Here is a 25,588-nt window from a genome sequence, read left to right as displayed (position 1 = left end):
CGTCGCAGCCTCGCCCGGTACGCTCGGGCAATGGTGCGCGGCTGCCTGCTGCCCTGCGCCCGGACCATCCGTGTGAGCGGGGTCCGTCGCTGGAGCGGGCGGGAGTGGTGAGAACATGCCGGCAGTCGTGGTGCTCGGGACCCAGTGGGGCGACGAGGGCAAGGGAAAGGCCACCGACCAGCTCGGGTCGCGGATCGACTACGTGGTGAAGTTCAACGGCGGCAACAACGCCGGACACACCGTGGTCGTCGGTGGTGAGAAGTACGCCCTGCACCTGCTGCCCAGCGGGATCCTGTCGCCCGGTGTGGTGCCGGTGATCGGCAACGGCGTGGTGGTCGACCTCGAGGTGCTGTTCGAGGAGATCGACGCGCTGGAGGCTCGGGGGGTCAGCGCCGAGCGGCTGCTGGTGTCCTCCGCGGCCCATGTGATCGCCCCGTACCACCGCACCATCGACAAGGTCACCGAGCGGTTCCTCGGCAAGCGCAAGATCGGCACCACCGGGCGCGGCATCGGCCCGGCCTACGCGGACAAGATTAACCGGGTGGGCATCCGGATTCAGGACCTCTTTGACGAGAAGATCCTCCGGCAGAAGGTCGAGGGCTCCCTGGACCAGAAGAACCACCTGTTGCTCAAGGTCTACAACCGCCGGGCGATCACCGTGGACGAGACGGTGGAGAACCTGCTCGGGTTCGCTGAGCGGCTGCACCCGTATGTCGCCGACACCCCGTTGGTGCTCAACCGCGCGTTGGACGAGGGCAAGACCCTGGTCTTCGAGGCCGGGCAGGCGACCATGCTGGACATTGACCACGGCACCTACCCGTTCGTCACCTCCTCCTCGGCCACCGCGGGCGGCGCATGCACCGGCTCGGGCATCGGTCCGACCCGGATCGACCGGGTGGTCGGCGTGGCCAAGGCGTACACCACCCGGGTCGGCGAGGGGCCGTACCCCACCGAGCTCTTCGACGAGGACGGCGAGTGGCTGCGCCAGACCGGTGGCGAGTTCGGCACCACCACCGGCCGCCCGCGTCGCACCGGCTGGTACGACTCGGTAGTGGCCCGCTACTCCTCGCGGATCAACGGTCTGACCGACATCGTGCTGACCAAACTCGATGTGCTGACCGGCCGGGACACCATCCCGGTGGCGGTGGCCTATGACGTCGACGGTCGCCGGATGGACGAGATGCCCGATGACCAGAGCGACTTCCACCACGCGACGCCGATCTACGAGTACCTGCCCGGCTGGACCGAGGACATCACCGGGGCGCGGGAGTTCGACGATCTGCCGCTGAACGCCCGTCGGTACCTGGAGCGGTTGGAGGAGCTGTCCGGGTGCCGGATCTCCGCCATCGGTGTCGGGCCCGGGCGCGAGGCGACGGTCAGCCGCTACGACCTGCTCGGCTGAGGGTCGGCGGGGTCGTCCGGCTTGTCTGGGTCGTTGACCATCCGCTGTCGGACGGTGACGAGCGGGTAGCTCAGCGCGAGCAGGGCGACCAGTGCCGCCGCGGTCAGCGCTGTTCCCACCCCGGCGCGCTCAGCCACGGCACCGCCCAGCAGGGCACCCACCGGCATCAGCCCGAAGCCGATCGCCCGGGACGCTCCGCCGACCCGCCCGAGCAGCCGACGGGGCACCAGTCGTTGCCGGAGGGATTGGCTGAGCACGTTGGAGCCGGTGCTGGCGATGCCGATCAGCCCCAGCGCGCCCGCGATGGCCACCGGGTGCGGGGCGATCACCGGCACCAGGAGCAGCAGCGGCATGGCCACCCACCCAGTCAGCATGGTGCGGACCTCGCCGAATTGGCGCACCACCGGCTCGACCACCACGCTGCCGGCCAGTGCGCCGACTGCCATGACCGTGGTCAGCAGCGGGTAGAGCTCCGCGGACAGTGCCACCCGTGATCCGGGCCCGACCACCCAGAGCACCAACATCGTGGTGTACGCGGTGAAGCACATATTCGATACCGATCCGGCGACCAGCAGCGGGCGCAGCACCGGGTGCCCGAACAGGACGGACAGGCCTTCGCGCAGGTCACGGGTGATGCGGTGGCGGGGGGTGGACCCGGGGCCGGGTCCGCCAGGGGGGTCGTCGGGCGGTGCGCCGGTGCCCGCATCGGAGGTCGCCCGGTATCGCCCGCGTACGCCGACGGCGAGCACGACCACCGCGATCCCGGCGATCAGCGCCGGGGTGCCGAAGACCCAGCCCGCCCCCACCGCCAGCAGCAGCCCGGCCAGCGGTGCGCCGATGAAGGACCCGGCCACCTGTTGCGCCGCGACGATCCGGCCGTTCGCGGCGGCCAGACGGCTGCGCGGTACCAGATCGGGGACCAGCGCGGACTCTGCGAGGTCGACCAGCACGTCGGTGACGCCGTAGGCCAGGAGCAGCACCACCAGCGCGGTCATCGTCAGCGATCCGGTCACCGCCAGGCCGGCCGCCGCTGTCAGCATCACGACCCGGGCGAGGAGCGCGTATGCCTGGACCTGCCGCCGGTCGGTGCGGTCGACCAGCAGACCGGCGTGGGTGCCGAGCAACAACCAGGGCAGCCAGGCGGCGGCGGTGAGCAGGCCGATCTGCCCGGGGGAGCGGGTCAGTGTCAGCGCGTAGAGCGGGGCGGCGGCCTGCACGATCCCGTCGGCCAGGTTGGCTGCGGCGGTGCTGCCGAGCAGGGCGGTGAACCGGCGGCCGAGCGGCTGCACCGGCGCGGTGACGTCAGCGGTGACGGTGGGCATCGGACCTCGCTAGGCTGAGAGAGGAAATTCTGCAAAGAAGTCTCTGCAAAGGTATCTCTGCATATGCCGGACGTCAACGCCAGCGCGCTCAAGGCGCTGTCCCACCCGCTGCGCACCGCGATGCTCAGCCGCCTGATGGACCGCGGAGCCGCCACCGCCACCCAGCTGGCCCAGGAACTCGGCGAGAGCACCGGTCAGACCTCGTACCACCTGCGCCAGCTGGAACGGCACGGATTGGTCGAGGACGACCCGGAGCACGCGGGCGGCCGCGAACGGTGGTGGCGCCCGGTGGCATTCCGGGCCGAGGTCGCCGATCTGCGCGGTGATCCGCAGGGCCGCGCCGGACTGGAGAGCGCCCGGCAGTGGGCCCTCGCCGACCGGGTGCAGGTGCTGTCCCGCTGGGGCGCTCAGGCGGTCGACGACCCGGTCTGGGCCGAACCCGCCACCATGCTGACCAGCGGCGGGAACCTCACCGTCGCGGAGGCCGGAGCATTGAGCGAGGCACTGGAACAGGTGGTGCGAGAGCACCTGTCTCGGGCCGAAGCCGCCGACAAGGCCGGACGCGGCGGCGAGCGTCGGCGCATCCGCGTCTACACCGATGTGGTGCCGGTGGTCGAGGGGCCGTGAGTGCTGCCGCCCGGTCTCGGTGGCGGTCTGCTGATCCTCGGCGCTGGGACGGTTCGTCCGGATCGGGGATGGTCTGGGTAGGGTCACCAGCGTGAAGATCCTCATCGTCGGCACCGGTGCGCGGGAGCACGCGCTGGCCCGGTCGCTGTCCCAGGACCCGACCGTCACTGACCTGCACGCCGCCCCGGGCAACCCCGGCATCGGCGCGGTCGCCACGCTGCACGCGGTGGATCAGCTCGACAGTGCCGCCGTGACGGCGCTCGCCACCGAGCTGGGCGTGGACCTAGTAGTCGTCGGACCGGAGGCACCGCTGGTCGCCGGGGTGTCGGATGCCGTGCGCGCGGCGGGGATCCCGGTGTTCGGGCCGAGCGCTGCCGCGGCGCAGCTGGAGGGGTCGAAGGCGTTCGCCAAGGAGGTGATGGCCGCCGCCGGGGTGCCCACCGCGGAGCCCCGGGTGGTCACCGAGGCCGCGCAGATCGATGCGGCGCTGGACGCCTTCGGTGCGCCCTATGTGGTCAAGGACGACGGGCTGGCCGCCGGTAAGGGGGTTGTCGTCACGCAGGACCGCGCCCTCGCTGCCGCGCACGCCGCCGAGTGCCTGAGCAAGGACGGTGGCCGGGTCGTGGTCGAGGACTACCTGGACGGGCCGGAGGTGTCGCTCTTCGTGCTGTGCGACGGCACCCGGGTGCTGCCGCTGGTCCCGGCGCAGGACTTCAAGCGGGTTGGCGACGGCGACACCGGACCGAACACCGGGGGGATGGGCGCGTACTCACCGCTGCCCTGGGCCCCGGCCGATCTGGTGGATCAGGTCGTGCGTGAGGTGGCCCAGCCCACCGTGGATGAGATGGCTCGACGCGGTACGCCCTTTGTCGGCGTGCTCTACTGCGGGCTCGCGCTGACCAGCAGGGGCACCCGGGTCGTGGAATTCAACGCCCGATTCGGCGATCCGGAGACCCAGGTGGTGCTGGCGCGCCTGGCGACACCGCTCGCCGGGGTGCTGCACGCGGCGGCGACCGGAGCGCTGGACACCGTGCCCGCGCTGGATTGGCGGGAGGACGCCGCAGTGACCGTGGTGGTCGCCTCCGAGGGGTATCCGACCTCCACTCGGACCGGCGACCCGATCACCGGGCTGGCTGACGCCGAGGCGCTACCCGGGGTGCATGTGCTGCACGCCGGAACCCGGCAGGAGGGCGACACCGTGGTCTCCGCCGGAGGGCGGGTGCTGTCGGTGGTCGGTGTCGGGGTGGACCTCGCGGCAGCACGGTCCGCGGCATACGCGGGGGTGGAGCGGATCGGGTTGACCGGATCGCACCACCGGTCGGACATCGCCGCACGGGTCTGAGGCTGCGGGGTCGGCTCAGGGAGTCGGAGCCGACCAGGCCGGGCGGGCCGTTCAGACCAGCGTGAGCACGCCCAACACCACCAGGGCGACCCCCAGCAGCAACGAGATCCCGATCAGGACCAGGTGCACGGTCAGGAACCGGGTGGCCCGGCCCTCGGCATCCCGGGCACGCGGGTCCTTGGCGATCCGCTGACCGAAGCGCGGCCAGACGATCAGGTTCCACAGGCCCGCGACCAGCACCAGCACGGACCAGGCGACAGAGAGCTCCATCGGGCGAGCATCGCACGCCTCCGGCGGTCTGCGGCAGGATGGGCGATATGACGGTCCCCACTGCTCCGGCGCTGCCCGGTTGGACGCACACCTACTCCGGCAAGGTCCGCGACCTCTACGTGCCGGACACCACCGATGAGGTCGGTGCGGCGGTCACCGAGGCGCACGGGGATGTGGTGCTGGTGGTGGCCTCGGACCGGGTCTCCGCCTATGACCACGTGCTCAGCCCCGGCATCCCGGGCAAGGGCGTGGTGCTCACCCAGCTCAGCCTGTGGTGGTTCGAGCAGCTGGCAGATCTGGTGCCGCACCACGTGGTCAGCGCCACCGCACCGGACGTCCCCGAGGCGGTGCTCGGCCGGGCGATGGTCTGCCGCCGGTTGCAGATGTTCCCGGTGGAGTGCGTGGCCCGCGGCTACCTCACCGGCTCGGGACTGGCCGAGTACCGAGCCAGCGGTGTGGTCACCGGTATCCCGCTGCCGGAAGGGCTGGTCGACGGGTCCCGACTGCCGGAGCCGATCTTCACCCCCGCGACCAAGGCCGAGCTGGGCGAGCACGATGAGAACGTCACGCTGGATCGGGTGGCCGAGATGATCGGTGTCGACCGCGCCACCGAGCTGCGTGACCTGACACTGGCGGTCTATGCCCGCGCGGAGGCCATCGCCCGGGAGCGCGGGGTGATCCTGGCGGACACCAAACTGGAGTTCGGCATCGACCCCACCACCGGCCAGGTCGCCCTCGGTGATGAGGTGCTGACCCCGGACTCCTCCCGCTTCTGGCCCGCCGACCAGTGGCAGCCCGGGCAGGCGCAACCGAGCTTCGACAAGCAGTTCGTCCGGGACTGGCTGACCTCCGCGGACTCCGGCTGGGACCGCCCCGGCGACACCCCGCCGCCGGAGCTGCCCGCCGCGGTGGTCGAGCGCACCCGGGACCGGTACCGCGAGGCCTACCGACGGCTGACCGGGGCGGAGCTGACGATCTGACCCCGGCCCTGACGATCCGGCCGGGGCTGCCCGAGCGATCCCGCCCCGGCAAGGGCCGGGCCGTGGTCGTCGTTGCCGTCAGGCCGTCGGCAGCAACACCACTACCGGGTCGGAGCTCGGCGTCTGCGATCCGCCGTCCGGTTCCACGGTGAGCGCCAACCCGTCGCCGGAGCGGTACTGCGTGGTGTCGATCTGGAACGCGCCGTCGCGGACGCCGGAGGTCGCATCGGGCACGGGCACGCCGTCGCGCATCACCCACAACTGATAGACCTGCCCGTCGCCGGGATCGGTCGCACCCTCGACGCTGAGCAGCGCAGCATCGGCGGTGACCACGGCGCTCGCGGTGCCGCCGGAGCTGAGGTCACCGGTCAGCAGGGTCGCGCCGGGGCTGGCGAGCAGCGCGGTGATCCGGTCCGCGCGGGCCTCGGCCTCGGTGGCGCGCCGGTGCTGCTGCCAGGCGAGAGCGCTGGGCAGGGCCAGGGCGAGCACCAGGACGGCAGCGACCAGCAGCGCGCGGATCGGGCTGCGACGGGCTGGGCGCGTGAAGGGCAGGACGGTGCCGGGGTGCGTCGAGGTCCGGGCGTCCCCGGTGGGCCCTTGCGGTGTGGTCGGATCGGCCCGCACACCATGATCGGCCGCTGTCGGGGACGGGGACTGCTGCACGGTCTGTGCCACCTCGGCCAGTACGCGCTCGCGCAGATCAGCGGGTGGGGCGATGGAGCGGGCGGTGCCCAGCACATCAGCCACTGCTCGGAACCCGGCGGCCTCGGCGGCGAGCGCGGGGTCGGCGGCGATGGCGGCCTCCACCGCGGCCCGCTCGTCGGCGTCCACCGCATCGAGTGCCCACGCGGCGAGCAGTGCGCGGAGATCGTTCTCGGTCATGAGGTCCTCGATCATGCAACGCCCAGGCAGTCGCGCAGGCGGATCAGGCCGTCTCGGATCCGGCTCTTGATCGTGGGCAGGGGGATGAGCAGGTCCTCGGCCACCTCGCGGTAGCTCCGGCCGCCGTAGTAGGCGAGAGTGACGGCCTCCCGCTGGGTGTCCGTCAGGCCCGCCATGCAGTGTCGCAGCCGTTCCGCCTCCAACCGACCCTCGACCTGCTCGGCCACGTGGTCGAAGTCGGCGGGTCGGTCGCGGTCGAGTGCGGCCTGGTCGCGGGTGCGCTGGGCCTGGACCGCGCGGACCCGGTCCACCGCCCGACGGTGCGCCATCGTGGTGGCCCAGGTGCGGGCCGAGCCCAGTCGCCGGTCGTAGCGGGCAGCGGTGCGCCAGATCTCCACCATCACCTCTTGGGTGACCTCCGCGGCGTGATCCGGGTCGCGAAGCACCGCCAGGGCTGTGCCGTGCACAGCCGCGGCCAGTGCGTCATAGAGGGTGGCGAAGGCCTGGTGATCCCCGGCGGCGACTCGGGCGAGAGCGTCGTCGGCGACCTGTGAGGGTGCGGGTGCGGGCACCTGCGACAGTGTGCCGCAGGCCCCCGCACCCGGCCTGTCGAGCGTGGCGCCGGTCGGGCGCGGTGGAGAGGGACCGGCGCCACGGTCCGTCAGCCGACCAGCGTGGCCGCGAGCGAGTCGATGGCCCCGGCCAGGGTCGACACGTGCATCCCGAGACCGGCGGCGACGTCGTCGGCAGGGAGCTCACCGTTGCTGATCTGCTCGAAGAACGCCCCGGCCTGCGGGCGGTAGCCGTCCAGATCGGTCAGGGCCTGCTGACGGGCGTCCTCGTCCCCGGTGGCATCGGCCACCGCATAGTCGACAAAGAACCCGATGTGCTGACGCCACAGGTCCAGGAACGCTGCACCGTTGTCCGCACCGGCCAGCGAGGTCACCGCGTCGGACAGGGCGACCGAGTTGGCGTCCAGCGTCGCCGCGGCAGCCGTGAAGGCATCGGAGTCCACGCCACCGTCCGCGGTGTAGGCGGTGAACACCGCGTAGCTGGCCAGGTAGACGTGCTCCTGGAGCATCGCGGTCAGATTCGCCCGCAGAGTGGCGGCGTCATCCATCGGGTCGCCGGACAGGTCGGTGGCGGCGGCCAGCCCGGTGGCGATGGTGGCGGCGTCCATGCCGACATGTTGGGCGGCCTCGCGCAGCGTGTCGGAGGCGTTGACATCCCCGGCGGCCAGCGCGTCGATGGCCGCGGACATGGTCGACACGTGCATCGCCAGCGCCTCGGTGACCGCGGCGGCCGGCAGCTCCCCGTTGCTGATCTGCTCGAAGAACGCCCCGGCGTCCTGGGTGTACTGGGTCAGGCTGGCCTGGGCGGCATCCGCGGCCGCCTGATCGCCGGACTTCTTGGCGACGGCGTAGTCGACGAAGTAGCCGACGTGATCGGTCCACACCTGGTTGAAGGTCTGCGCGGCGTCGTCCCCGGCCAGTGAGCCGATCGCGTCGGTGAGGTCCTGGGTGTTGCCGTCCAGTGCGGCCTTCGCCTGCGCGAACGGCTCGGAGTCGGCTCCGGCGGTGTAGGCGGTGGCCACTCCGATCCCGGTCAGATAGACGTGCTCCTGGAGCATCGCGGTCAGATTGGCGCGCAGGGTGGCGGCGTCGGAGTCGACCTCACCGGCGGTGTCGGTGGCGGCAGCCAGCCCGGTGGCCAGGGTCAGCGCGGTCTCCGGCATGTGCGCCGCCGCAGTTCGGGCATCCGCGAAGGCATCTCCGGTGCTGACCGGTGCCACGGCGTCGTCCATCGTCATGCCCGAGTGGTCCATGGTCGCCTCGGCGCTGGCGGACATCGAGCTGTCGGCGGTGTCGTCGGACGAGCAGGCGGCCAGGGACAGGCTGAGGCCGGCGGCCATCACGGCGACGGCGTAGGTGGTGCGTCGGGTTCGCATCGTTGCTCTCCTCGGTGTGGGGACGGGAATCGTCCAGGGTTCGGAACCGAGGGCAGAGCGGATGGGTGAATCAGGCGGTGGGGTGGAGCAGGCGCTCGGATTGGGGCTCATGCTCCGGTGCCGGACCCCCGATGAAGCACCGGCACGGCCCGTCCCGGTGGATCAGCCCGGCATGCGGTCGCGCCACGCACGGCTGCACAGCCGGGCCGGAGGGCTGAGGAGGGAGGGTGGCCTGCATAGGGAAGACCGTGACACGACAGCGGTGTGAGCTTCCGTGATCCGGGGCACCACCAGGGGGTGAACCCGGGGTGTACGAGCCCGAATTGGGTGGTGTTCGGCAGGGAACCGGGTCCCTTACCTGGGTGAACCGGCGGTGAGGTTCCCCCGGTTGAACCCGCACCGGGCATACCGCCCAGGTCGGTAGGCTGACCTCCGTCACCCCCACCGTCACGAACCAGGGAGCACCTGTGGGACGAGTCGTCGTCGATGTGATGCCCAAGCCGGAGATCCTCGACCCGCAGGGCAAGGCGGTGGCCGGTGCGCTGCCGCGCCTGGGCTTCGGGCAGTTCACCTCCGTGCGCCAGGGCAAGCGATTCGAGCTCGAGGTCGAGGGCCCGGTCACCCCCGAGGTGCTGGCCGCCGCCGCCGAGGCCGCCGAGCAGGTGCTGTCCAACCCGGTGATCGAGGACGTGGTCCGGGTCGCCGACTATGAGGCCGACGCGGCAGGAACCGTCGCCTCCGAGGGCCTCGCCTGATGACGAAGATCGGGGTCGTCACCTTCCCCGGCACCCTGGACGACCGGGACGCCGCCCGCGCAGTGCGACTGGCCGGGGCCGAGCCGGTGTCGCTGTGGCACGCGGACGCGGATCTGCGCGGGGTGGACGCCGTGGTGCTGCCCGGCGGCTTCTCCTACGGGGACTACCTGCGCGCCGGGGCGATCAGCCGGTTCGCGCCGGTGATGGGCGAGATCGTCGAGGCCGCGGGCAAGGGTATGCCGGTGTTGGGCATCTGCAACGGCTTCCAGGTGCTGACCGAGGCGCACCTGCTGCCCGGATCGATGGTCAAGAACGACCACCTGCACTTTGTCTGCCGGGAGCAGGTGCTCAGCGTTGAGAACGCCGACACCGCCTGGACCACCGAGTACACCGCCGGTGAGCGGATCACGATCCCGCTGAAGAACCAGGACGGCCAGTACGTCGCCGACGAGCGCACCCTGGACGAGCTGGAGGGTGAGGGCCGGGTGGTCTTCCGCTACCAGGGCTGGAACCCGAACGGGTCGCGCCGGGGCATCGCCGGGATCACGAACGCCGCGGGCAATGTGGTCGGTCTGATGCCGCACCCCGAGCACGCGGTGGAGTCCGGCTTCGGTCCGGACGGTGACCGTGGCCCGCGCTCCGGCACGGACGGTCTGCGGTTCTTCACCTCGGTGATGCGCGCGCTGGTCTCCTGACGCGCGCGCTTGGTGCGCTGGGCTGTGCTCCGTGCCGAGCTGAGCGCCCGCGCGCGCTCGTCGATGAGTCAGAACCTGAGGCGATTCGGGCGGTATGCGGCTCAGAAAGTGGCACCTCGGCGTGCGTCCGGGATGTGGACGGGCGGTGGTGCCCGGGCGGTTCGGGTGGTTACGGTTCCCGCGTGTCCATGAGCCGGGTCTGTTGTCGCTGAGCTGACGACCCCGCGCGCCCGCGGCCAGGACGGCCCTCGCGTGCACCCGCCTCACCCGAGGACCACTTCCCATGGCTCAGCCGGTGGTGGACCGCGTCGCGGTCAGCCCTTCTCGCCCTGTACTTGCCGTCGTCCCGCGCCCGGCACCGTCGCTCACACTGCATGAACCGGACGTCCGGGGCGTCGAGCACCGACCCGCCACCAGTGCCGAGCTGCTGGTCGCCGCCGCCCAGGCCGACGTGATCCGGTTGGCGTTCAGCGTCGTCGTGCCCGGTGTCACCGCACTGACCGAGTGGGTGGATCTGGCTGTGCAGGCGATCGCGGCCGCCGGTCGAGGGCGGGACGGCGTGACCCTGCTGCTCGACCTGGACGTCGTGCTGGCCCCGGATGCGCGCACTGCCCGCCGCAAGCGCGCCGAGCTGGAGTACCTGGACGCGCTCAGCGGGTTGACGTGGTCTCCTGGCGACACCCGAGTGGTGACCACGGCCGAGTCGTTGCGGGCTGAGCTGCACGAACTCGCGGAGCGGGTGGGCGTCGACGGGCTGGTGCTCCACCCGCTGACTGGTGGCGAGCGGGTGGAGCGGGAGCTGCGCGACCTGCTCGGGTGAGTCCTAGACCCCGAACGCCCGGTCCAGGTCGGCGGTCAGATCCCGCGGGTCCTCCAACCCCACCGACAGGCGGATCGTCGACTCCCGGATGCCGACCGCGGCGCGTCCGGCGGGGCCGAGCTTGCGGTGGGTGGTGGTCGCCGGGTGGGTGACCATCGACTTGGCGTCGCCCAGATTGTTCGAGATGTCGATGATCCGCAGCCGGTCCAGCACGTCGAAGGTCCGCTGCTTCGACTCCTCGCGCAGGGTGAAGGTGACCACCGTGCCGCCACCGTCCTGCTGCGTCAGGGCCAGCGCGTGTTGTGGGTGTGACGGCAGGTAGGGGTAGCGGACCTGCGCCACCGTGGGGTGAGTCTCCAACCAGGTGGCGAGGGTCAGGGCGGAGGCGGTCTGGTGTCGGACGCGCAGCGCCAACGTCTCCAGGCCCTTGAGCAGCACCCAGGCGTTGAACGGGCTGAGCGACGGGCCGGTGTTGCGGATCAGGGTCTGCACCGGTCCGTGGATGAAGTCGTCGTTGCCCAGGATCGCGCCGCCGAGCACCCGGCCCTGCCCGTCGATGTGCTTGGTCGCCGAGTACACGACCACATCCGCCCCGAACAGCAACGGCCGGGACAGCACCGGGGTGGCGAAGACGTTGTCGACCACCACCACTGCGCCGGCGGAATGCGCCAGCTCGCTCACCCAGGCGATGTCCACCAGGTCCTGCATCGGGTTCGACGGCGTCTCGAAGAACACCACATCGGCCGGGGTGCTCAGCGCCTGCGCCCACTGCTCGGGCACGTGCCCGTCGACGTAGTCGGTGCGCACACCCCAGCGGGCCAGGATCTCGTCGAAGATCACCACCGACGATCCGAACAGCGCCCGGGCGGCCACCACCCGTGAACCTGAGCTGACCAGCGCGGCGAGGGCGGTGAACACCGCACTCATCCCGGAGGCGGTGGCGTAGCAGGCCTCCGCGCCCTCCAGCAGTCGCAGGCGCTCCTCGAAGGTGCTGACCGTCGGGTTGCCATAGCGGGAGTACAGGAACCGGTCGGACTCCCCGGCGAAGGCCGCCTCGGCGTCGGCGGCGCGGTCGTAGACATAGCCCTGGGTCAGGAACAGCGCCTCGGACGTCTCCTGGAACCCGGTGCGGACCGTGCCGCCGCGCACCGCCAGGGTGTCCGGTCGTAGGTCGTCGCGGGGGAGGAGTCCGTCCTGCCAGTCACCAGGGCCGGGCGCGGTCACCAGGTCCGCCAGGGCAGGCCGTCCGCACGCCATCCCCAGTGGCCGCGCGCGCCGTCCGGGCCGACATCTCCCTCGAACCCGGTCAGCACGTTGTACGACGGTCCGATGCCCGCGGCGGTGGCGGTGCTGGCGGCGGCGATTGAGCGCACGCCGGAGCGGCACAGGAAGACCACCGGCCCACCGGCCTGTGCTGCCTCGACCTGCGTGACGAACTCGGGGTTCTGTCGACCCACGCCGTCCACCCACTCGACAAAGCTCACTCGGTCCGGCAGATCCGGCACCCCGATGCTGCGCCACTCCCCGTCGGTGCGGACGTCGACCAGTCGCGCACTCGGGTCCTGCGGGTCAGATCGCCCGCGTAGCCCGCGCTCACAGCGGACGCACCCGGGTCTCGGCGGCGGGCAGCACCACGGCCTGGGCCACGATCACCTGCTCCCCGTCGAAGGTCGCCGCCGGGCTGCCGTACAGCTGGTATCCGTCGGCGAGTGCGGCGCTGACCCGCTCGCAGAACGACCGGTCGTCGGGCCCGGTGAGCAGGCGGTAGGGCAGGGGTGCTTCGGTCATCGCTCCTCCATCGGTCCTGGCGGTAGCACCCTGGGCCGGTGTGGCCTGGGTTGCTGCGGCGTCATCGAGCCAGATCTCTCGGCCGCTCTGGATGGTGTGCCGCGACCCTAGTCACCGGATCGGGCAGAACGCCAGAACCGACCGCAGTGTGGGCGCCTGTTGACGACCGCGACATCGCCGGTTCATCCTCGGCTCAGGTCACGAGTGCCAGCGCGTAGCCCCGGCTTGCTGGCCGGCAACCCTCCCTCCGCGGCGGGGTGCCCCGGGTGACGACCTGGCCCGTCGCCGACCGACGACGGGCAAGCGCGGGGGATCCCCTGGCTCAGGGCCCCTCCACTGTCCGGAGGTCCGTATGTCCGCACCCACCCTGTCCCGCACTGGTGCCCTGCTGCCTGTGGTCGGCGGTGACACCCCCGTGCCGCTGGTCGACGGGCGCACGGTGCCCTATGCCAACCTCGACTACGCCGCCTCCGCACCCGCCCTCACCGCCGTGGCCGACCGGGTGAACGAGGTGCTGCCGCTCTACGCCTCCGTGCACCGCGGTGCCGGGTATCTCTCGCAGGTGTCGACAGCGCTCTACGAGACCTCACGCCGCACCATCGCGGACTTTGTCAGGGCACGGGAGGACGACGTGGCGGTGATCGTCCGCAACACCACCGACGCACTCAACCTGCTCGCCGGCTGCGTGCCCGGACGGGTGCTGGTCCTGGACTGCGAACACCACGCGAACCTGTTGCCCTGGGTGCACTCCGTGGGTGATGACCGTCGACGCGCCACCGTCCTGACGAGCGCCGACACCGTGGCTGGCACCCTCGATCTGCTGCGCGCCGAACTCGCCCGCGGACCGTACGCCCTGGTCACGCTCACCGGCGCGTCCAACGTCACCGGCGAGAGCCTGCCGCTGGACCGGGTAGTCGACCTCGCGCACGCGGCCGGTGCCCGGGTGCTGGTTGACGGCGCGCAGCTGGTTCCGCACCGGCGGTTCTCGCTCGCGGACACCGGTGTCGACTACGTGGCGTTCTCCGGGCACAAGACCTACGCGCCCTTCGGGGCGGGTGCGCTGATCGGGCGGCGTGACTGGCTCGACTCCGGGACCCCGTACCTTGCCGGTGGTGGCGCGGTGCGGGACGTCCGCACCGACCGCACGCTCTGGCAGCCCGCACCCGCACGCCATGAGGCCGGGTCGCCGAATGTGCTCGGTGCCGTCGCTCTGGCCGCCGCCTGCCAGGAGCTCGCCGCGCTACCCGACGGGGCGCTGGTCGAGCACGAGGAGGCGCTGCGCCGCCGCCTGCTCGACGGACTGTCCACCATCCCGGGTGTCCGGGTGCTGCGCCTGTGGCCCGACTCCACCGATCCCATCGGGGTTGTTGCCTTCACGGTCGGTGACGATGACCCCGGGCTGGTTGCCGCGTATCTGTCCGCCGAGTGGGGGATCGGCGTGCGCGACGGTCGGTTCTGCGCGCACCCGCTGCTGGCTCGGCTCGGGGTCACCGGCGGTGCGTTGCGTGCCTCGGTCGGCGTCGGGACACCAGTCGAGGCGGTGGACCGGCTGATCGAGGCGCTGCGGGTGTGGACCGAGCGCGGGCCGCGGGCGGAGTACGACGTGCGGGACGGCTGCTGGACGGTGGTCGACGACCCACGGTCCGGGGTGGACGGGATCGACGCGCTGGCGGCGACGGCTGCGGCGGGGTGCGGGCCGGTGGTGGGGGAGTGATGGGTCAGAGGAACGACAGGAACCCGAGGATGAGCAGTGCCCACACCGACACGGTGATCCATCCCAGCGTGTAGACCACTGCCTGCTCGCGCCCGGCACGGTGGCCCAGCGCAAGCCCGAATCCGCACAGTGCGGCACCTGCCGTGACCACGGGGAAGGCCGGAATGAGTAGGAGGGGCATGAATCCGGCCGTCTCCGGGGATGCCCCGCTCACGTAGATCATGAAACCGATAAAGGGCGCTATCACAGCGAACATCGCCCAGAAGCCCGCGATGCAGAGCCACCGGCTCCAGTGCCAACTGCGGGTGGGTGCGTTGGTGGCCATTCCGTGGGTGTTGAGGTGTGGTTCCATCGCAAAGAACAGTACCGATCTCAGGATGCGGCTTGGCGAAAAGGGCGCTTTCCGAGGATTTGCACGGCTGTGCTCCGCTGGCCAACGTGGCGCTGGGAGAATGGTCCGGTGAATGACGTGCTGGTGGTCCGCCTGCGCGCGGATGTCCGTTCCGGGCTTGACGCCACCTTCGCCGACATCCGCCGGAGACGACGTCATGCCTGGACCGCGCTCGCGTGGCTGTGGACGGGGACGATCGCCTTCGTCGCGCTGGCTGTCGTCCTGCGATCCGGCGGCATTCTGGGCACGCTGCTGCTGATCACGGTCGCCACGTTGCCCTGGTGGCTGCTGCGGGCTGGACGCCGCCGTGAGGAGCTGCGCCCGCGGCATCACTTGTCGGAGGTCGCGTTCAGCGTGCGTGACGGGGAGGTGCGGATCGAACGGCAGGTCGTCGCGGACAAGTACGTCCTCCCCGAGGTGGTCTGGCCAGCAGCGCAGACTCAGGCCGCCCTTGCGACGTTGCCCCGGTACGGGGTGGCGCTCGTCCTGGAGGGGCCGGATGGCGCGCGTCGGTCCTTCCCGCCCGGCTACCTGGACACCGATCCGGACACGATCATCGCGGCACTGACGGACCACACCCGCTGAGTCAGTCGACAATCACTCCCAGGTGATCCGCCAGTGCCCCCGCCAGGTCGTACAGCTGCTCCGGGCTGATCGTCGCCCCGCGCAGTCCGGCGGTGCCGTCGATCCCGCGTAGTTCGGCTCCGCGCAGGTCGACGTCCTTGAGCTGCGCCCGAGTCACGTCGAGTCGGCGGATCTGACAGCCCTCGGTGCGCAGGGTGCGGACAGTCGCGCCGGCCAGGTCGAGGTCACCGAGGGTGCAGTCGACCAGGCGCAGGTCGTGGATCTTGGCGTCGCGCAGGTTCAGGTAGTCGATTTTGCCGCCGCGGATCGTGACCCGGTCCAGCCCGGAGTCGAAGGCCTCCAGAGCGCCGACCCGGCACCCGTCGACGGTCATGCCGCGCCAGGTGCTCCGACGCGCTTGGAGCCTCCCGGCGCGGCACTCGACCAGGGTGGAGTCCAGCAGGTGTGCGTGGTCGAAGACGGCACCGTCCAGGTCGCAGGCACGCAGCATGCTGTCCAGGATGCGTGCGCCCTCCCCGTCGGCACCGGTCATGTCGGTGCCGTCCAGCAAGGCGTGGTCGAGATCGGCCTCGGGGTCGAGTCCGCCTTGCCAGGGTTCGAGTGCGTCGGTCGGGGTGCTCATGGCAGTGACTGTGGCACACGATGCCCACACGCGGGTGGTGCCCGACCCCCTGAACGGGCACCACCCGGTGCGGGTTCTCCGCTACCGGAGCGGCAGGAGCCCCGGACGCCCTGTGATGCCGGGCGTCCGGGGCTGGGTCACCGCTGGACGACGACCGTTGACCGGCGACGCAGCAGCGTGCCGACCGCGAGCATCGCCAGGGCCAGTGCCGCCACCGGCAGGACCGCCCCGCCGGTGGTGGCCAGTGCGGCCGGGCGGACCGCATCGGTGCGGAGCAGGGTCGCTGCCGCCGCCCCCGTGCCCCGGTCGTTCACGGTGAAGACCGCCGGTGTGATGACGCCGGTGTCGGTGCCTCCGGTCGGGGTGGTGCCGCCGTTGTCGGTCGGCGTCCCCGGATTCTCACCGCCCGGGTTCTCCCCGCCGGGGTTTTCGCCACCCGGGTTCTCGCCACCTGGGTTCTCGCCACCCGGGTTCTCACCGCCGGGTGTGGTGCCGGGGCCGGTGGTGACGGTGCCATCGCCGAGGACGCCCACCGCCACGCCGCCCACCGTGATCGGCAGGGTGATCGGCAGATCGATCAGGTCGCCGCCGGAGGTGTTGCCCGGGGCGGTGGTCCCGGTGCCGCCGGTGCTGGTGACGGTGCCGTCGCCGAGCACTCCGGCGGCGATGCCGTCGACGGTCACGGGCACGGTGATCGGTGCGGAGATCAGTCCGTCATCGGTGCCTGAGCCGGACCCGGAGCCAGACCCGGTTCCCGACGCGCCGGTGGTGGTGACGGTGCCGTCGCCCAGGACCCCGGCGGCGATGCCGTCGACGGTCACCGGGACGGTGATCGGTGCGGCGACCACGGCGTCATCCGAGCCGGAGCCAGTTCCGGACCCGGTTCCCGAGGTGCCGGTGCTGGTGACGGTGCCGTCGCCGAGCACCCCGGCGGCGATGTCGTCGACCGTCACCGGAACAGCGATCGGTGCGGAAACCAGCGCGTCGTCCTCGGGTGCAGTGGAGCCACTATCGCTCCCCGTGGAGCCACTGCCGGTGTTGGTCACGGTGCCGTCCCCGAGCACGCCGACCGCGACATCGGAGACATCGACCGGCACAGTGACCGGTGCTGACACCAGAGTGTCGTCCTGCGCGGGGGCGGTCGGTGCCGGGGTGGTGGCGGGTGCCGGTGCGGTGCTGACGCTGCCGTCGCCCAGCACGCCCACCGCGACATTCGACACGTCGACCGGCACGGTGACTGGCGCCTCGACCACAGCCGGTTCAGGTGCCGGTGTGCTGGCGGGCGGCGGGGTGGTGGTCGGTGCGGGTGCGGTGGTGGCCCCGTCGCCGAGAACCCCGATCGCCACGTCGGTGACCGTGATCGGGACGTCGACCGGGACGTCCAGGAGGGTGGTGTCCCCGACGCCGACATTCAGGTCGACGGAGACGCCGGTGGTGAGGTCGGTGTCGCCCGGGTCTGCTTGGGCGACTGCTGCGCCGACGACGATGAGGCCGCCGGTCAGGAGCGCCGTGTTCAGCGCTCGCCGGATGAGGGTGTTCATGATCGTGTCCTTCGTCTGAGTCGGGTGCCCCGAGCGGGGCGGGTGGCGGATGCCGCGTGGTGCGTGCGGCTGCCGGACTCAGGCGGGGGAGTGCGGGACGTCCAGGTACGGGGCGAGGGCGCGACCGTTGTGGTTGTCGACCACCGCGGACCGGCCCGTCAGCGCGGGGTCCGTCGAGTCGCCGAGGGCGGCGGAGTCGACACCGTGCGGCGTGACGCTGGTCCCTGTTCCGGAGGAGGTCGGCTGGGTGGGGTCCGACGGGGCGCGGTCGTCAGAGGCCCGGGCCGGGGTGAGCGCGGAGGGCGTGTGCGTCGACTCCGCGGCGACACCCTCGACTGCGGTCACGGACACCGCATCGGCAGTCCCGGGTGTCGGGGTCGGGGCGGTCGGGGTCGGGGCGGTCGGCGTGCTGTCCGCCGGGTCGGTGACCACGGGCGAGGCCGGGACGGCGGTCTGCGGGGCGGGCGACAGCGGGGGGCGTGCCGTCGGAACGGGCGCGGCTCCGCCCGACCCCGGTGGGCCGCCTGGGTCAACGGGGGTGACCACCCCGGGCAGCACGCCCTCCACCACCGGGGCGAGCGGACGGAGCACGGGCTCCAGCGCCGACGTCACCGGGACAAGGGTGCTGAGCACGGGGTCGAGGACGGGCCGCAGCGGATCGAGCACGGGATGCAGCACCGGGCGCAGTCCGTCGACGGCGGGTGCCAGGAGGTCACCGATCGGAGTGAGGACCGGTGCCGTGACCGGTGCCACGGCCTCGGCGACCGGGTCGAGCACCCCGCTGGACACCGGATCGAGGATCGCGTCCGTGACCGGTCGCAGGCACTCCGTCACCGTCTGGACCACCGAGCCGAGCAGGTGAACCGCGGTGGCGTCGACCGGCGCATGGCTCGGCGAGCACCCCGGCAGCGTCGTGGCGTCCGGCGACGTGGACGGCGCATTGGTCGTGGTGGAAGCGGGCGTCGTGGGGCCGGTGGACGCAGCAGAGGGCGTTGCGGCCGGGGCAGCCGGAGCGGTGGGAACCGCCGAGGGGGCCGGGTCGGCAGCCGGAACGACCGGTGCCGCAGGAGCGGGCAGCGCAGCGGGAGCAGCAGGGGCGGGAGCAGCCGGAACCACCGGGGCAGCGGCCACCGGAGGCGCTGGCGGCGTGGGTGCTGTGGGTGTCGCAGGCGACACCGGCGCGACGGGCGCAGTGGGCGGGGTGGGCGCGGGTGTCACCACCGCCGTCACCGCACCCACCACCTGCTGCACCGCCCCCTGCACCGGGGCCAACACTGTGGACAGCACCCCGTCCGGCTGGGGCTTCGGCTCGGATGCCCGCGCGGTCGACGGTCCGAGCATCCAGGCGGCGATCAGCAGCCCGACCGCGCCGAGCAGGCTGAGGAGGGCGCGGCGCACCACCGGGTGGAACCCGATGCCGCTCGCCGTCCTCATCGCTGCCCCCTCGCGTGATGCTCGACAGCTCAGAATGTGTCGGCGGTCACACGTGGGCAACCGGTATCCGGCTCAGTTCACCCGGATGGCGCAGGGTCGACCCGGCCGTGCAGATGAAGCTTGTTCCGTCGGGCGTCCCACACCGTGTAGCCGAACCCGTCGCCGTCGCGGGCCACCCGTACCGAGGGCGAGGAGGGCAGCAGCACCGGCGCGGCGAACTCCACGGTCCAGGTGAAGCGCTCGCCCCGTGCGGCCCCGACATCGGATAGTGCCCGGGCGGCGGTGTCCATGCCGTGGGCGATGGCGCGAGGGAACCCGAAGGCCTTCGCGCTGAGCGCGGACAGGTGGATGGGGTTGGCGTCACCGGAGATCGCGGCGTACCGGCGGCCACGTCCGGCGTCGTACCGCCACCGACCGGTGGGCAGCGGCGGCTGGAAGTCCGGGCGTTCGCCGCGCTCGGGTCGTTCCGCGCCGGGCAGGTGCACGCCGGGCGCGAGGTAGGTGGACACGCCGCGCCAGGCCTCGTCACCGTCGGCGCCGGACACGGTGGTGAGCAGATCGACCTGGGTGCCCCGGTGGTGCGGGCGCAGGTCCCGGGCGGTGGCCTCGACGGTCAGGGGCTCGCCGAGCAGCAGCGGACGGTGCTGGGTGGCCCGGTTGGCCAGGTGCACCATGCCGAGCAGGCGCAGCGGGAAGTCCGGCCGGGCCATCAGCGCGGTGGCCACCGGGAACGCGAGGGTGTGGACGAATCCGGCGGGCAGCTGATCGGTCCCAGCCTCCCGGAACAGGTGCTGGTAGGCGGTGAGCCGTGCCGGGTCGGCGCGCACATCCGAGGCCCGGTAACTCACATCGGGCAGTCGGGCGCCCGAGCCTCGGCGGACGGCACCGCGCAGGTACAGCCCGCCGAGCCCTGGCACCTGGGGCAGCGTGACGACGGTCATCGGCCGACCATCGCCTGCCCGCACACCCGCAGCACCTGTCCGACGATCCCCCCGGCGGGCGGTGACGCGAGGAAGGCCACCGCCTCCGCGACGTCCACCGGCTGCCCGCCCTGTTGCAGGGAGGACAGTCGTCGGGCGACCTGCCGGGTCAGCGTGGGCATCCGCGCGGTCATCTCGGTCTCGATGAACCCGGGTGCGACCGCATTGGCCGTGCCACCGAAGGGTGCGAGCAGCGGTGCCGTGGCCCGGACCATGCCGATCACCCCGCCCTTGGACGCGGCGTAGTTGGTCTGCCCGCGGTTCCCCGCGATACCTGAGGTCGAGGCCAGGGACACGATCCGCGGGGCATCGGTGAGTTCGCCGCTGGTGAGTAGCGCCTCGTTGATCCGCAGCTGCGCGGCGATGTTGACCGCCAGCACCGACTCCCACTTCTCCGGCGTCATATTGGCCAGCAGCTTGTCCCGGGTGATCCCGGCGTTGTGCACCACGATGTCGAGCCGCCCGTGCCGGTCGAGTGCGTGCCGGAGGAGGCGCTCACCGGCGTCCTTCGCGGTGACGTCGAGTTGCAGCGCCGTACCGCCCACCCGGTTGGCGACCGCGGTCAGCGCCTCGCCCGCGGCGGGGACGTCGACGGCGATCACGGTGGCACCGTCCCGAGCGAGGGTGTCGGCGATGGCGGCACCGATGCCCCGTGCGGCACCGGTCACCACGGCCACCCGCCCGGCCAGGGGTCGATCCCAGTCCTCGGGCAGCGCACCGGCCTCGGAGTCGATGGCCAGCAGTTGACCGTCGACGTAGGCCGACCGGCTGGAGAGCAGGAACCGCAGCCCGCCGAGCACCGCCGGGGCGTCGACCGGCACCCCGTCCGCGACCACCAGCCCGTTACCGGTAGCACCCCCGCGCAGCTCCTTGGCCAGCGACCGCAGTGCCCCGTCCACTCCCTGTCGGGCAGCGGCCAACGCCGGGGCCTGGTCGTCCCGGGCGGGCCGGGACACCGTGATGATCCGCCCGTGCCGGGCCAGGGTCTTCAGCACCGCAGACAGCGCCAACAGCGGGGCACTCAGATCCTGCGGGTGCTCGACCTCGGTCAGCACCAGCACCGCGGCGGCGAATCGGGTGCCCTCGTCCGCGTGCCGTCGCACGTCCAGATCCCAGCCCGCACCGGCGTCGTCGGTGCCGGACAGGTAGCGGGCGAGGGTGTCGGCGTCCTTGCCGGGGCCGAGCACCAGCACCGGGCCGTCGACCAGCGCCTGCCCGGGGGTGAATCGGCGCAGCGGGGTGGGGCGGGGCAGCCCCAGCTTCTTGGCCAGTGTCCCGGTGACCCCGCCGTTCACCAGCTCCAGGTAGGTGTCCGCGCTCATGCCGACTCCAGGATGGCCGCGACCCCGAGCCCACCGGCGGCGCACACGGAGATGAGTGCGCGGGCGGTGCGACCGGTGTCGGCCTTGCGACGGGCCAGCTCCTTGGCGGTGGAGGCGACGATCCGGCCGCCAGTGGCTGCGAACGGGTGCCCGGCTGCCAGTGACGAGCCGTGCACGTTGAGCTTCGCCCGGTCGACGGTGCCGAGGGTGTCGTCCAGTCCGAGCCGGTTGACGCAGAACTCCTTGTCCGCCCAGGCGGCCAACGTGGTGGCGACGGTGCTGGCGAAGGCCTCGTGGATCTCGATCAGGTCCAGGTCGTCCAGCGTCAGTCCCTGCCGGGCGAGCAGCCGGGGGACCGCGTAGGCCGGGGCCATCAGCAGACCGTCCTCCCCGTGCACGAAGTCCACCGCGGCGGTCTCGGCGTCGACCACGACAGCCAGCGGGGTGAGCCCGTGCTGTTGCGCCCATTCGTCGTTGCCGAGCAGCACGGTGGAGGCGCCGTCCGTCAGGGGTGTGGAGTTGCCGGCGGTCATCGTGGCTGGGGTGTCGAGTCGGGTGCCGAACACCGGTTTGAGTGCGCCGAGCTTCTCCATCGAGGTGTCCGGTCGCAGGTTCTGGTCCCGCTGGAGTCCGCGGTAGCCGGTGATCAGATCGTCAAAGAATCCGCTGTCCCAGGCGGCGGCGAGTCGCTGGTGGCTGGTCAGGGCGATCTCATCCTGCTGCTCGCGGGTGATGCCCCACTGTGCGGTGGTCAGCGCCTGGTGCTCGCCCATCGACAGACCGGTGCGTGGCTCATCGACCCCGGGGAAGCTCGGTGCCAGATCCCCGGGCCGGAACGCGGTGACCGCCTTGAGTCGCTGCTGGACCGTCTTGGCGCGGTTCAGTGCGAGCAGGGTGTGTCGCAGTCCCTCGCTGACCGTGACCGGCACGTCGGAGGCGGAGTCCACACCACCGGCCACCGCCGAGCTGATCTGACCGAGCCGGATCTTGTTGGACACTCCGATCACCGCTTCCAGACCGGTGGCGCAGGCCTGTTGCAGGTCATAGGCGGGGGTCTGGGCGGACAGCGGGGAGCCGAGCACCGACTCGCGGGTGAGGTTGAAGTCCCGGCTGTGCTTGATCACCGCACCGGCCACCACCTCGCCCAGTCGCTCGCCCTGCAACCCGAACCGAGCGATCAGCCCGTTCAGTGCCGAGGTGAACATGTCCTGATTGCTGCATCGGGCGTAGGCACCCCCGGCTCGGGCGAAGGGGATCCGGTTGCCCCCGAGCACCAGGGCTCGCGGGGTCTGTGTCGTCTCTGGCATGGAGGTGCTCCGCATCGTCGTCGATGGCCTGACCGGATCGGAAGTAGGACTTTTGCCTCTTGTCTCCGATGTCCGAAACCGACAGTACCTGATACTTTCGGTTCTGTGAGGGCAATCACAGCGCCCCCGTCGACGACGACGGAGGACCCGGCGGCCGATGGTCGGTCCACGCGGTGGGACGACCACCGCGAGGCCCGTCGCGCCGAGCTGGCCCGAACCGTGCGCAAGCTGGTGCACCACCGGGGACCGGATGTGTCGATGGACGACATCGCCACCGCGGCGGGCACCTCCAAATCCATCGTCTACCGCTACTTCACCGACAAGACCGGCGTGCAGATGGCGGTGGCGGAGCAGGTCGTCGCGGATATCAGTGCCGCGCTGGCCGAGGCCGCCCAGACCGCCGACGGGCCCCGAGGAGCGCTGCGCGCGATGGTCGGGACCTACCTGGCGATGATCGAGTCCTCGCCGTCGGTCTACACCTTCGTCACCCGGGACGGGTCCGTGGAGCACGTCCTGGACTCGATCACCGAGCTGATCGCCGCGCCGTTCGCCGACCACCCGCACACCCGGCTCTGGGCCGCCGGTGCGGTCGGATTCGTCCGCGGCACCGCCGAACGCTGGCTGCGCACCGACCCCCGTCAGGACCGGGAGCAGCTCACCGACCAGATCGCCCGCTGGCTGTGGACCGGACCTCCTCCGCAACTCGGCCGGGACAGTCATCCTCAGCCCACCGCGTCAACGACGACGCACCATTCAGGGGAGCACGCATGACCACCACCGCACCGGTGTCCACCGACCCGACCCGCACCCTGCGCCCGACCGGCACCGGACAACACACCGAGTCCGACGGTGTGCGGGTGGACGTGCCCGCGCTGACCGACGTCGTGCTCGGGCGCTACGCCGACCTGCGCCGCTCCGCCCGGGAGCTGTTCACCGAGGACCGGTTCTGGAAGATCGAAGGCCAGACCGTCCCAGAGCATCGCACCCGAGTGCTGGACCAGCTGCGCACCCTGGCCCGGGAGGGCAATGTCCACCGGGCGTTCCCCGAGCGCTTCGGGGGCGCTGACGACCACGGTGGTTCGCTCGCCCGCTTCGAGGAGCTCGTCACCGCCGACCCGTCGTTGCAGATCAAGGCCGGTGTGCAGTGGGGCCTGTACGCCTCGGCGATCCTGCACCTGGGCACCACCGAGCACCACGACCGGCTGCTGCCCGACGCCCTGAGCGTCGACGTGCCCGGTGCCTTCGCGATGACCGAGACCGGGCACGGCTCCGACGTCGCCAGCGTCGCCACCACCGCCACCTACGACCCGGCCACTGAGGAATTCGTCCTGCACACCCCGTTCCGGGCCGCCTGGAAGGACTACCTGGGCAACGCCGGACAACATGGCACCGCCGCGGTGGTCTTCGCCCAGCTGATCACCGACGGGGTCAACCACGGTGTGCACGCCTTCTACGTACCGATCCGGGACGCGGCCACCGGGGAGTTCCTGCCTGGCATCGGCGGCGAGGATGACGGCCTCAAGGGTGGCCTGAACGGGATCGACAACGGTCGGCTCTGGTTCGACCACGTCCGCATCCCGCGTACCGACCTGCTCAACCGCTACGGCGACGTCGCCCCCGACGGCAGCTACACCTCCCCGATCGCCAGTCCCGGCCGCCGGTTCTTCACCATGCTCGGCACCCTCGTGCAGGGCCGGGTCTCATTGGACGGTGCCGCAGTGAACGCCGCCCGGATCGGCCTGGACATCGCCGTGACCTACGGCAACCAGCGCCGTCAGTTCCCCGGCGCGCGCCCCACCGAGGAGGTCGTCCTCCTCGACTACGGCCAGCACCGGCGGCGACTGCTGCCCTTGCTCGCCGAGACCTACGCCGCCGGATTCGCACACGAGCACCTGCTGTCCGCCTTCGACGACGTGTTCTCCGGCCGGGCCGATACCGAGGCCGGACGCGAGGAACTCGAGACCCTGGCCGCCGCGCTCAAGCCGACCTCCACCTGGCACGCCCTCGACACCCTCCAGGCCTGCCGGGAAGCCTGCGGCGGGGCCGGGTTCCTCACCCAGAACCGGCTCACCTCACTGCGCGCCGACCTGGATGTGTACGTCACCTTCGAGGGCGACAACACCGTGCTCTATCAGCTGGTCGGCAAGCGACTGCTCACCAACTACGCCCGCACCATCGGCGGCGACCCGGCGGTGATCGCCCGCATGATGGCCGAGAAGGTCACCGACGCCGCCCTGCACCGCATGCCACTGGCCCGCGCCGTCCAGACCCTGGTCGACGCCGGCGACGCCCGCCGCTCCGCCGGACAACTGCGCGAAACCGAGACCCAGCGCGCCCTACTCGCCGACCGCGCACACACCATGGTCGCCGAACTCGCCCAGGCACTGCGACCCGCCCGCCGGTCCGCCCCCGACGTCGCCGCCGCGCTCTTCGACGCCCACCAGCACGAGATGATCGAGACCGCCCGCGCCCACGCCGAACTCCTCCAGTGGGAGGCCTTCACCCGCGGGCTCGACCAGATCACCGACTCCGGCACCCGCCAAATCGTCACCTGGCTGCGTGACCTCTTCGGCCTCACCCTCATTGAGCGGCACATGGCCTGGTATCTGCTCAACGGACGCCTGTCCGCTGGACGCGCCCGCACCGTCACCTCCTACATCGAGCGCCTGCTGCTCCGGCTGCGCCCGCACGCCCAGGACCTGGTCGACGCCTTCGGGCTCGCGCCGGAGCATGTGCGGGCGGAGATCGCCTCCGGTGCGGAGGGGCAGCGGCAGGAGGAGGCGCGGGAGTGGCAGCGGGCGCAGCGGGCGTCAGGGGAGGCGCCGGTGCCGGAGAAGAAGCCGGGGCGGTGAATGCTCGGG

The 25,588-nt window shown here is 71.8% G+C and carries 25 protein-coding genes, 1 pseudogene and 2 riboswitches; of the genes and pseudogenes, 11 read left to right on the top strand and 15 right to left on the bottom strand.

Translation table 11 applies throughout. The features are described 5' to 3' along the window. Positions 1-115: 115 nt before the first annotated feature. A complete protein-coding gene (locus tag AB0N78_RS11985; RefSeq protein ID WP_363390307.1) occupies positions 116-1,402 on the top strand; it encodes an adenylosuccinate synthase in 1,287 nt (428 codons plus the stop codon). Here the strand turns inward: AB0N78_RS11985 and AB0N78_RS11980 are convergent. After that, on the bottom strand, positions 1,384-2,724 hold the full coding sequence (locus AB0N78_RS11980; protein ID WP_363390305.1) for an MFS transporter: 1,341 nt from the start codon (positions 2,722-2,724) through the stop codon (positions 1,384-1,386). The genes AB0N78_RS11985 and AB0N78_RS11980 overlap by 19 nt on opposite strands. A gap of 63 nt (positions 2,725-2,787) precedes the next feature. Between AB0N78_RS11980 and AB0N78_RS11975 the strand changes: the two genes are divergently transcribed. Continuing rightward, entirely contained in the window at positions 2,788-3,351 is a 564-nt protein-coding gene (locus tag AB0N78_RS11975; protein ID WP_363390302.1) for a helix-turn-helix domain-containing protein, read from the top strand. A 91-nt stretch (positions 3,352-3,442) separates the two neighbouring features. Continuing rightward, the gene (gene purD, locus AB0N78_RS11970; protein ID WP_363390299.1) at positions 3,443-4,693 is read left to right on the top strand and encodes a phosphoribosylamine--glycine ligase; all 1,251 of its coding nucleotides are present in this window, start codon (positions 3,443-3,445) and stop codon (positions 4,691-4,693) included. Between the two features lie 51 nt (positions 4,694-4,744). Here the strand turns inward: purD and AB0N78_RS11965 are convergent, their stop codons facing one another. Next, entirely contained in the window at positions 4,745-4,963 is a 219-nt protein-coding gene (locus AB0N78_RS11965) for a hypothetical protein (protein ID WP_363390296.1), read from the bottom strand. A 47-nt stretch (positions 4,964-5,010) separates the two neighbouring features. Between AB0N78_RS11965 and AB0N78_RS11960 the strand changes: the two genes are divergently transcribed. Then, positions 5,011-5,943 (top strand): phosphoribosylaminoimidazolesuccinocarboxamide synthase, encoded by a 933-nt coding sequence (locus AB0N78_RS11960; RefSeq protein ID WP_363390294.1) that lies wholly within the window; start codon positions 5,011-5,013, stop codon positions 5,941-5,943. A 78-nt stretch (positions 5,944-6,021) separates the two neighbouring features. Here AB0N78_RS11960 and AB0N78_RS11955 read toward each other — a convergent pair whose 3' ends face one another. The 3 genes from AB0N78_RS11955 to AB0N78_RS11945 form a co-directional block, all read right to left on the bottom strand. Next, positions 6,022-6,825: an anti-sigma factor gene (locus AB0N78_RS11955; RefSeq protein WP_363390291.1), complete on the bottom strand. Its 804-nt coding sequence runs from the start codon at positions 6,823-6,825 to the stop codon at positions 6,022-6,024. A gap of 11 nt (positions 6,826-6,836) precedes the next feature. Further along, positions 6,837-7,397: an ECF RNA polymerase sigma factor SigK gene (gene sigK, locus AB0N78_RS11950; protein WP_363390288.1), complete on the bottom strand. Its 561-nt coding sequence runs from the start codon at positions 7,395-7,397 to the stop codon at positions 6,837-6,839. Between the two features lie 89 nt (positions 7,398-7,486). After that, positions 7,487-8,773: a hypothetical protein gene (locus AB0N78_RS11945; protein ID WP_363390286.1), complete on the bottom strand. Its 1,287-nt coding sequence runs from the start codon at positions 8,771-8,773 to the stop codon at positions 7,487-7,489. 467 nt (positions 8,774-9,240) lie between these two features. Here AB0N78_RS11945 and purS point away from each other — a divergent pair, with 467 nt between their 5' ends. The 3 genes from purS to AB0N78_RS11930 all read left to right on the top strand — a co-directional run bounded on the left by purS (position 9,241) and on the right by AB0N78_RS11930 (position 11,043). Continuing rightward, entirely contained in the window at positions 9,241-9,528 is a 288-nt protein-coding gene (purS, locus tag AB0N78_RS11940; RefSeq protein ID WP_363390283.1) for a phosphoribosylformylglycinamidine synthase subunit PurS, read from the top strand. After that, the gene (purQ, locus tag AB0N78_RS11935; RefSeq protein ID WP_363390281.1) at positions 9,528-10,223 is read left to right on the top strand and encodes a phosphoribosylformylglycinamidine synthase subunit PurQ; all 696 of its coding nucleotides are present in this window, start codon (positions 9,528-9,530) and stop codon (positions 10,221-10,223) included. The genes purS and purQ overlap by 1 nt, the downstream gene beginning before the upstream one ends. 283 nt (positions 10,224-10,506) lie before the next feature. Continuing rightward, complete coding sequence (locus tag AB0N78_RS11930; RefSeq protein ID WP_363390278.1) at positions 10,507-11,043, top strand: hypothetical protein; 537 nt, start codon at positions 10,507-10,509, stop codon at positions 11,041-11,043. Positions 11,044-11,046: 3 nt separating this feature from the next. Here the strand turns inward: AB0N78_RS11930 and AB0N78_RS11925 are convergent, their stop codons facing one another. The 3 genes and pseudogenes from AB0N78_RS11925 to AB0N78_RS11915 form a co-directional block, all read right to left on the bottom strand. After that, positions 11,047-12,267 (bottom strand): O-succinylhomoserine sulfhydrylase, encoded by a 1,221-nt coding sequence (locus AB0N78_RS11925; RefSeq protein ID WP_363390276.1) that lies wholly within the window; start codon positions 12,265-12,267, stop codon positions 11,047-11,049. Continuing rightward, on the bottom strand, positions 12,264-12,548 hold the full coding sequence (locus AB0N78_RS11920) for a hypothetical protein (RefSeq protein ID WP_363390273.1): 285 nt from the start codon (positions 12,546-12,548) through the stop codon (positions 12,264-12,266). Before AB0N78_RS11920 ends, AB0N78_RS11925 begins: the two co-directional genes overlap by 4 nt. Positions 12,549-12,660: 112 nt before the next feature. Then, positions 12,661-12,831 (bottom strand): annotated as a pseudogene (locus AB0N78_RS11915) (DUF1737 domain-containing protein); the annotation flags it as partial. Positions 12,832-12,835: 4 nt separating this feature from the next. Next, positions 12,836-12,929, bottom strand: a riboswitch (SAM riboswitch). Between the two features lie 98 nt (positions 12,930-13,027). Beyond that, a riboswitch (SAM riboswitch) is annotated at positions 13,028-13,143 on the top strand. Positions 13,144-13,183: 40 nt separating this feature from the next. On the opposite strand from AB0N78_RS11915, the gene AB0N78_RS11910 reads away from it, so the two are divergent. Continuing rightward, positions 13,184-14,545 (top strand): aminotransferase class V-fold PLP-dependent enzyme, encoded by a 1,362-nt coding sequence (locus AB0N78_RS11910; protein WP_363390270.1) that lies wholly within the window; start codon positions 13,184-13,186, stop codon positions 14,543-14,545. A gap of 4 nt (positions 14,546-14,549) precedes the next feature. On the opposite strand, the gene AB0N78_RS11905 is transcribed toward AB0N78_RS11910, so the two are convergent. Further along, positions 14,550-14,870 carry a hypothetical protein gene (locus tag AB0N78_RS11905; RefSeq protein ID WP_363390268.1) on the bottom strand — a complete coding sequence of 107 codons (321 nt, stop codon included), beginning with the start codon at positions 14,868-14,870 and terminating at the stop codon, positions 14,550-14,552. Between the two features lie 135 nt (positions 14,871-15,005). Here AB0N78_RS11905 and AB0N78_RS11900 point away from each other — a divergent pair, with 135 nt between their 5' ends. After that, complete coding sequence (locus tag AB0N78_RS11900; protein ID WP_363390266.1) at positions 15,006-15,521, top strand: hypothetical protein; 516 nt, start codon at positions 15,006-15,008, stop codon at positions 15,519-15,521. Between the two features lies 1 nt (position 15,522). On the opposite strand, the gene AB0N78_RS11895 is transcribed toward AB0N78_RS11900, so the two are convergent. From AB0N78_RS11895 to AB0N78_RS11870, 6 genes are all read right to left on the bottom strand, one after another. Continuing rightward, complete coding sequence (locus tag AB0N78_RS11895) at positions 15,523-16,143, bottom strand: pentapeptide repeat-containing protein (RefSeq protein ID WP_363390264.1); 621 nt, start codon at positions 16,141-16,143, stop codon at positions 15,523-15,525. 137 nt (positions 16,144-16,280) lie between these two features. After that, positions 16,281-17,684, bottom strand: a complete 1,404-nt coding sequence (locus AB0N78_RS11890) for a hypothetical protein (protein ID WP_363390261.1) — start codon at positions 17,682-17,684, stop codon at positions 16,281-16,283. Between the two features lie 78 nt (positions 17,685-17,762). Beyond that, entirely contained in the window at positions 17,763-19,118 is a 1,356-nt protein-coding gene (locus tag AB0N78_RS11885; RefSeq protein WP_363390259.1) for a hypothetical protein, read from the bottom strand. Positions 19,119-19,195: 77 nt separating this feature from the next. After that, complete coding sequence (locus AB0N78_RS11880) at positions 19,196-20,059, bottom strand: MaoC/PaaZ C-terminal domain-containing protein (RefSeq protein WP_363390256.1); 864 nt, start codon at positions 20,057-20,059, stop codon at positions 19,196-19,198. Continuing rightward, positions 20,056-21,420 (bottom strand): 3-oxoacyl-ACP reductase, encoded by a 1,365-nt coding sequence (locus tag AB0N78_RS11875; RefSeq protein ID WP_363390254.1) that lies wholly within the window; start codon positions 21,418-21,420, stop codon positions 20,056-20,058. Before AB0N78_RS11875 ends, AB0N78_RS11880 begins: the two co-directional genes overlap by 4 nt. Further along, positions 21,417-22,727: an acetyl-CoA C-acetyltransferase gene (locus AB0N78_RS11870; RefSeq protein WP_363390252.1), complete on the bottom strand. Its 1,311-nt coding sequence runs from the start codon at positions 22,725-22,727 to the stop codon at positions 21,417-21,419. The genes AB0N78_RS11875 and AB0N78_RS11870 overlap by 4 nt, the downstream gene beginning before the upstream one ends. A gap of 105 nt (positions 22,728-22,832) precedes the next feature. On the opposite strand from AB0N78_RS11870, the gene AB0N78_RS11865 reads away from it, so the two are divergent. Together AB0N78_RS11865 and AB0N78_RS11860 are read left to right on the top strand one after the other, a co-directional pair. Continuing rightward, the gene (locus tag AB0N78_RS11865) at positions 22,833-23,498 is read left to right on the top strand and encodes a TetR/AcrR family transcriptional regulator (protein WP_363390249.1); all 666 of its coding nucleotides are present in this window, start codon (positions 22,833-22,835) and stop codon (positions 23,496-23,498) included. Then, on the top strand, positions 23,495-25,579 hold the full coding sequence (locus AB0N78_RS11860; protein WP_363390246.1) for an acyl-CoA dehydrogenase: 2,085 nt from the start codon (positions 23,495-23,497) through the stop codon (positions 25,577-25,579). The genes AB0N78_RS11865 and AB0N78_RS11860 overlap by 4 nt, the downstream gene beginning before the upstream one ends. Positions 25,580-25,588 lie beyond the last annotated feature (9 nt).

The sequence above is a fragment of the Cellulomonas sp. NPDC089187 genome, assembly GCF_040685135.1.
Classification (GTDB): Bacteria; Actinomycetota; Actinomycetes; order Actinomycetales; family Cellulomonadaceae; genus Cellulomonas.
This window is presented reverse-complemented; position numbering and strand designations above follow the sequence as displayed.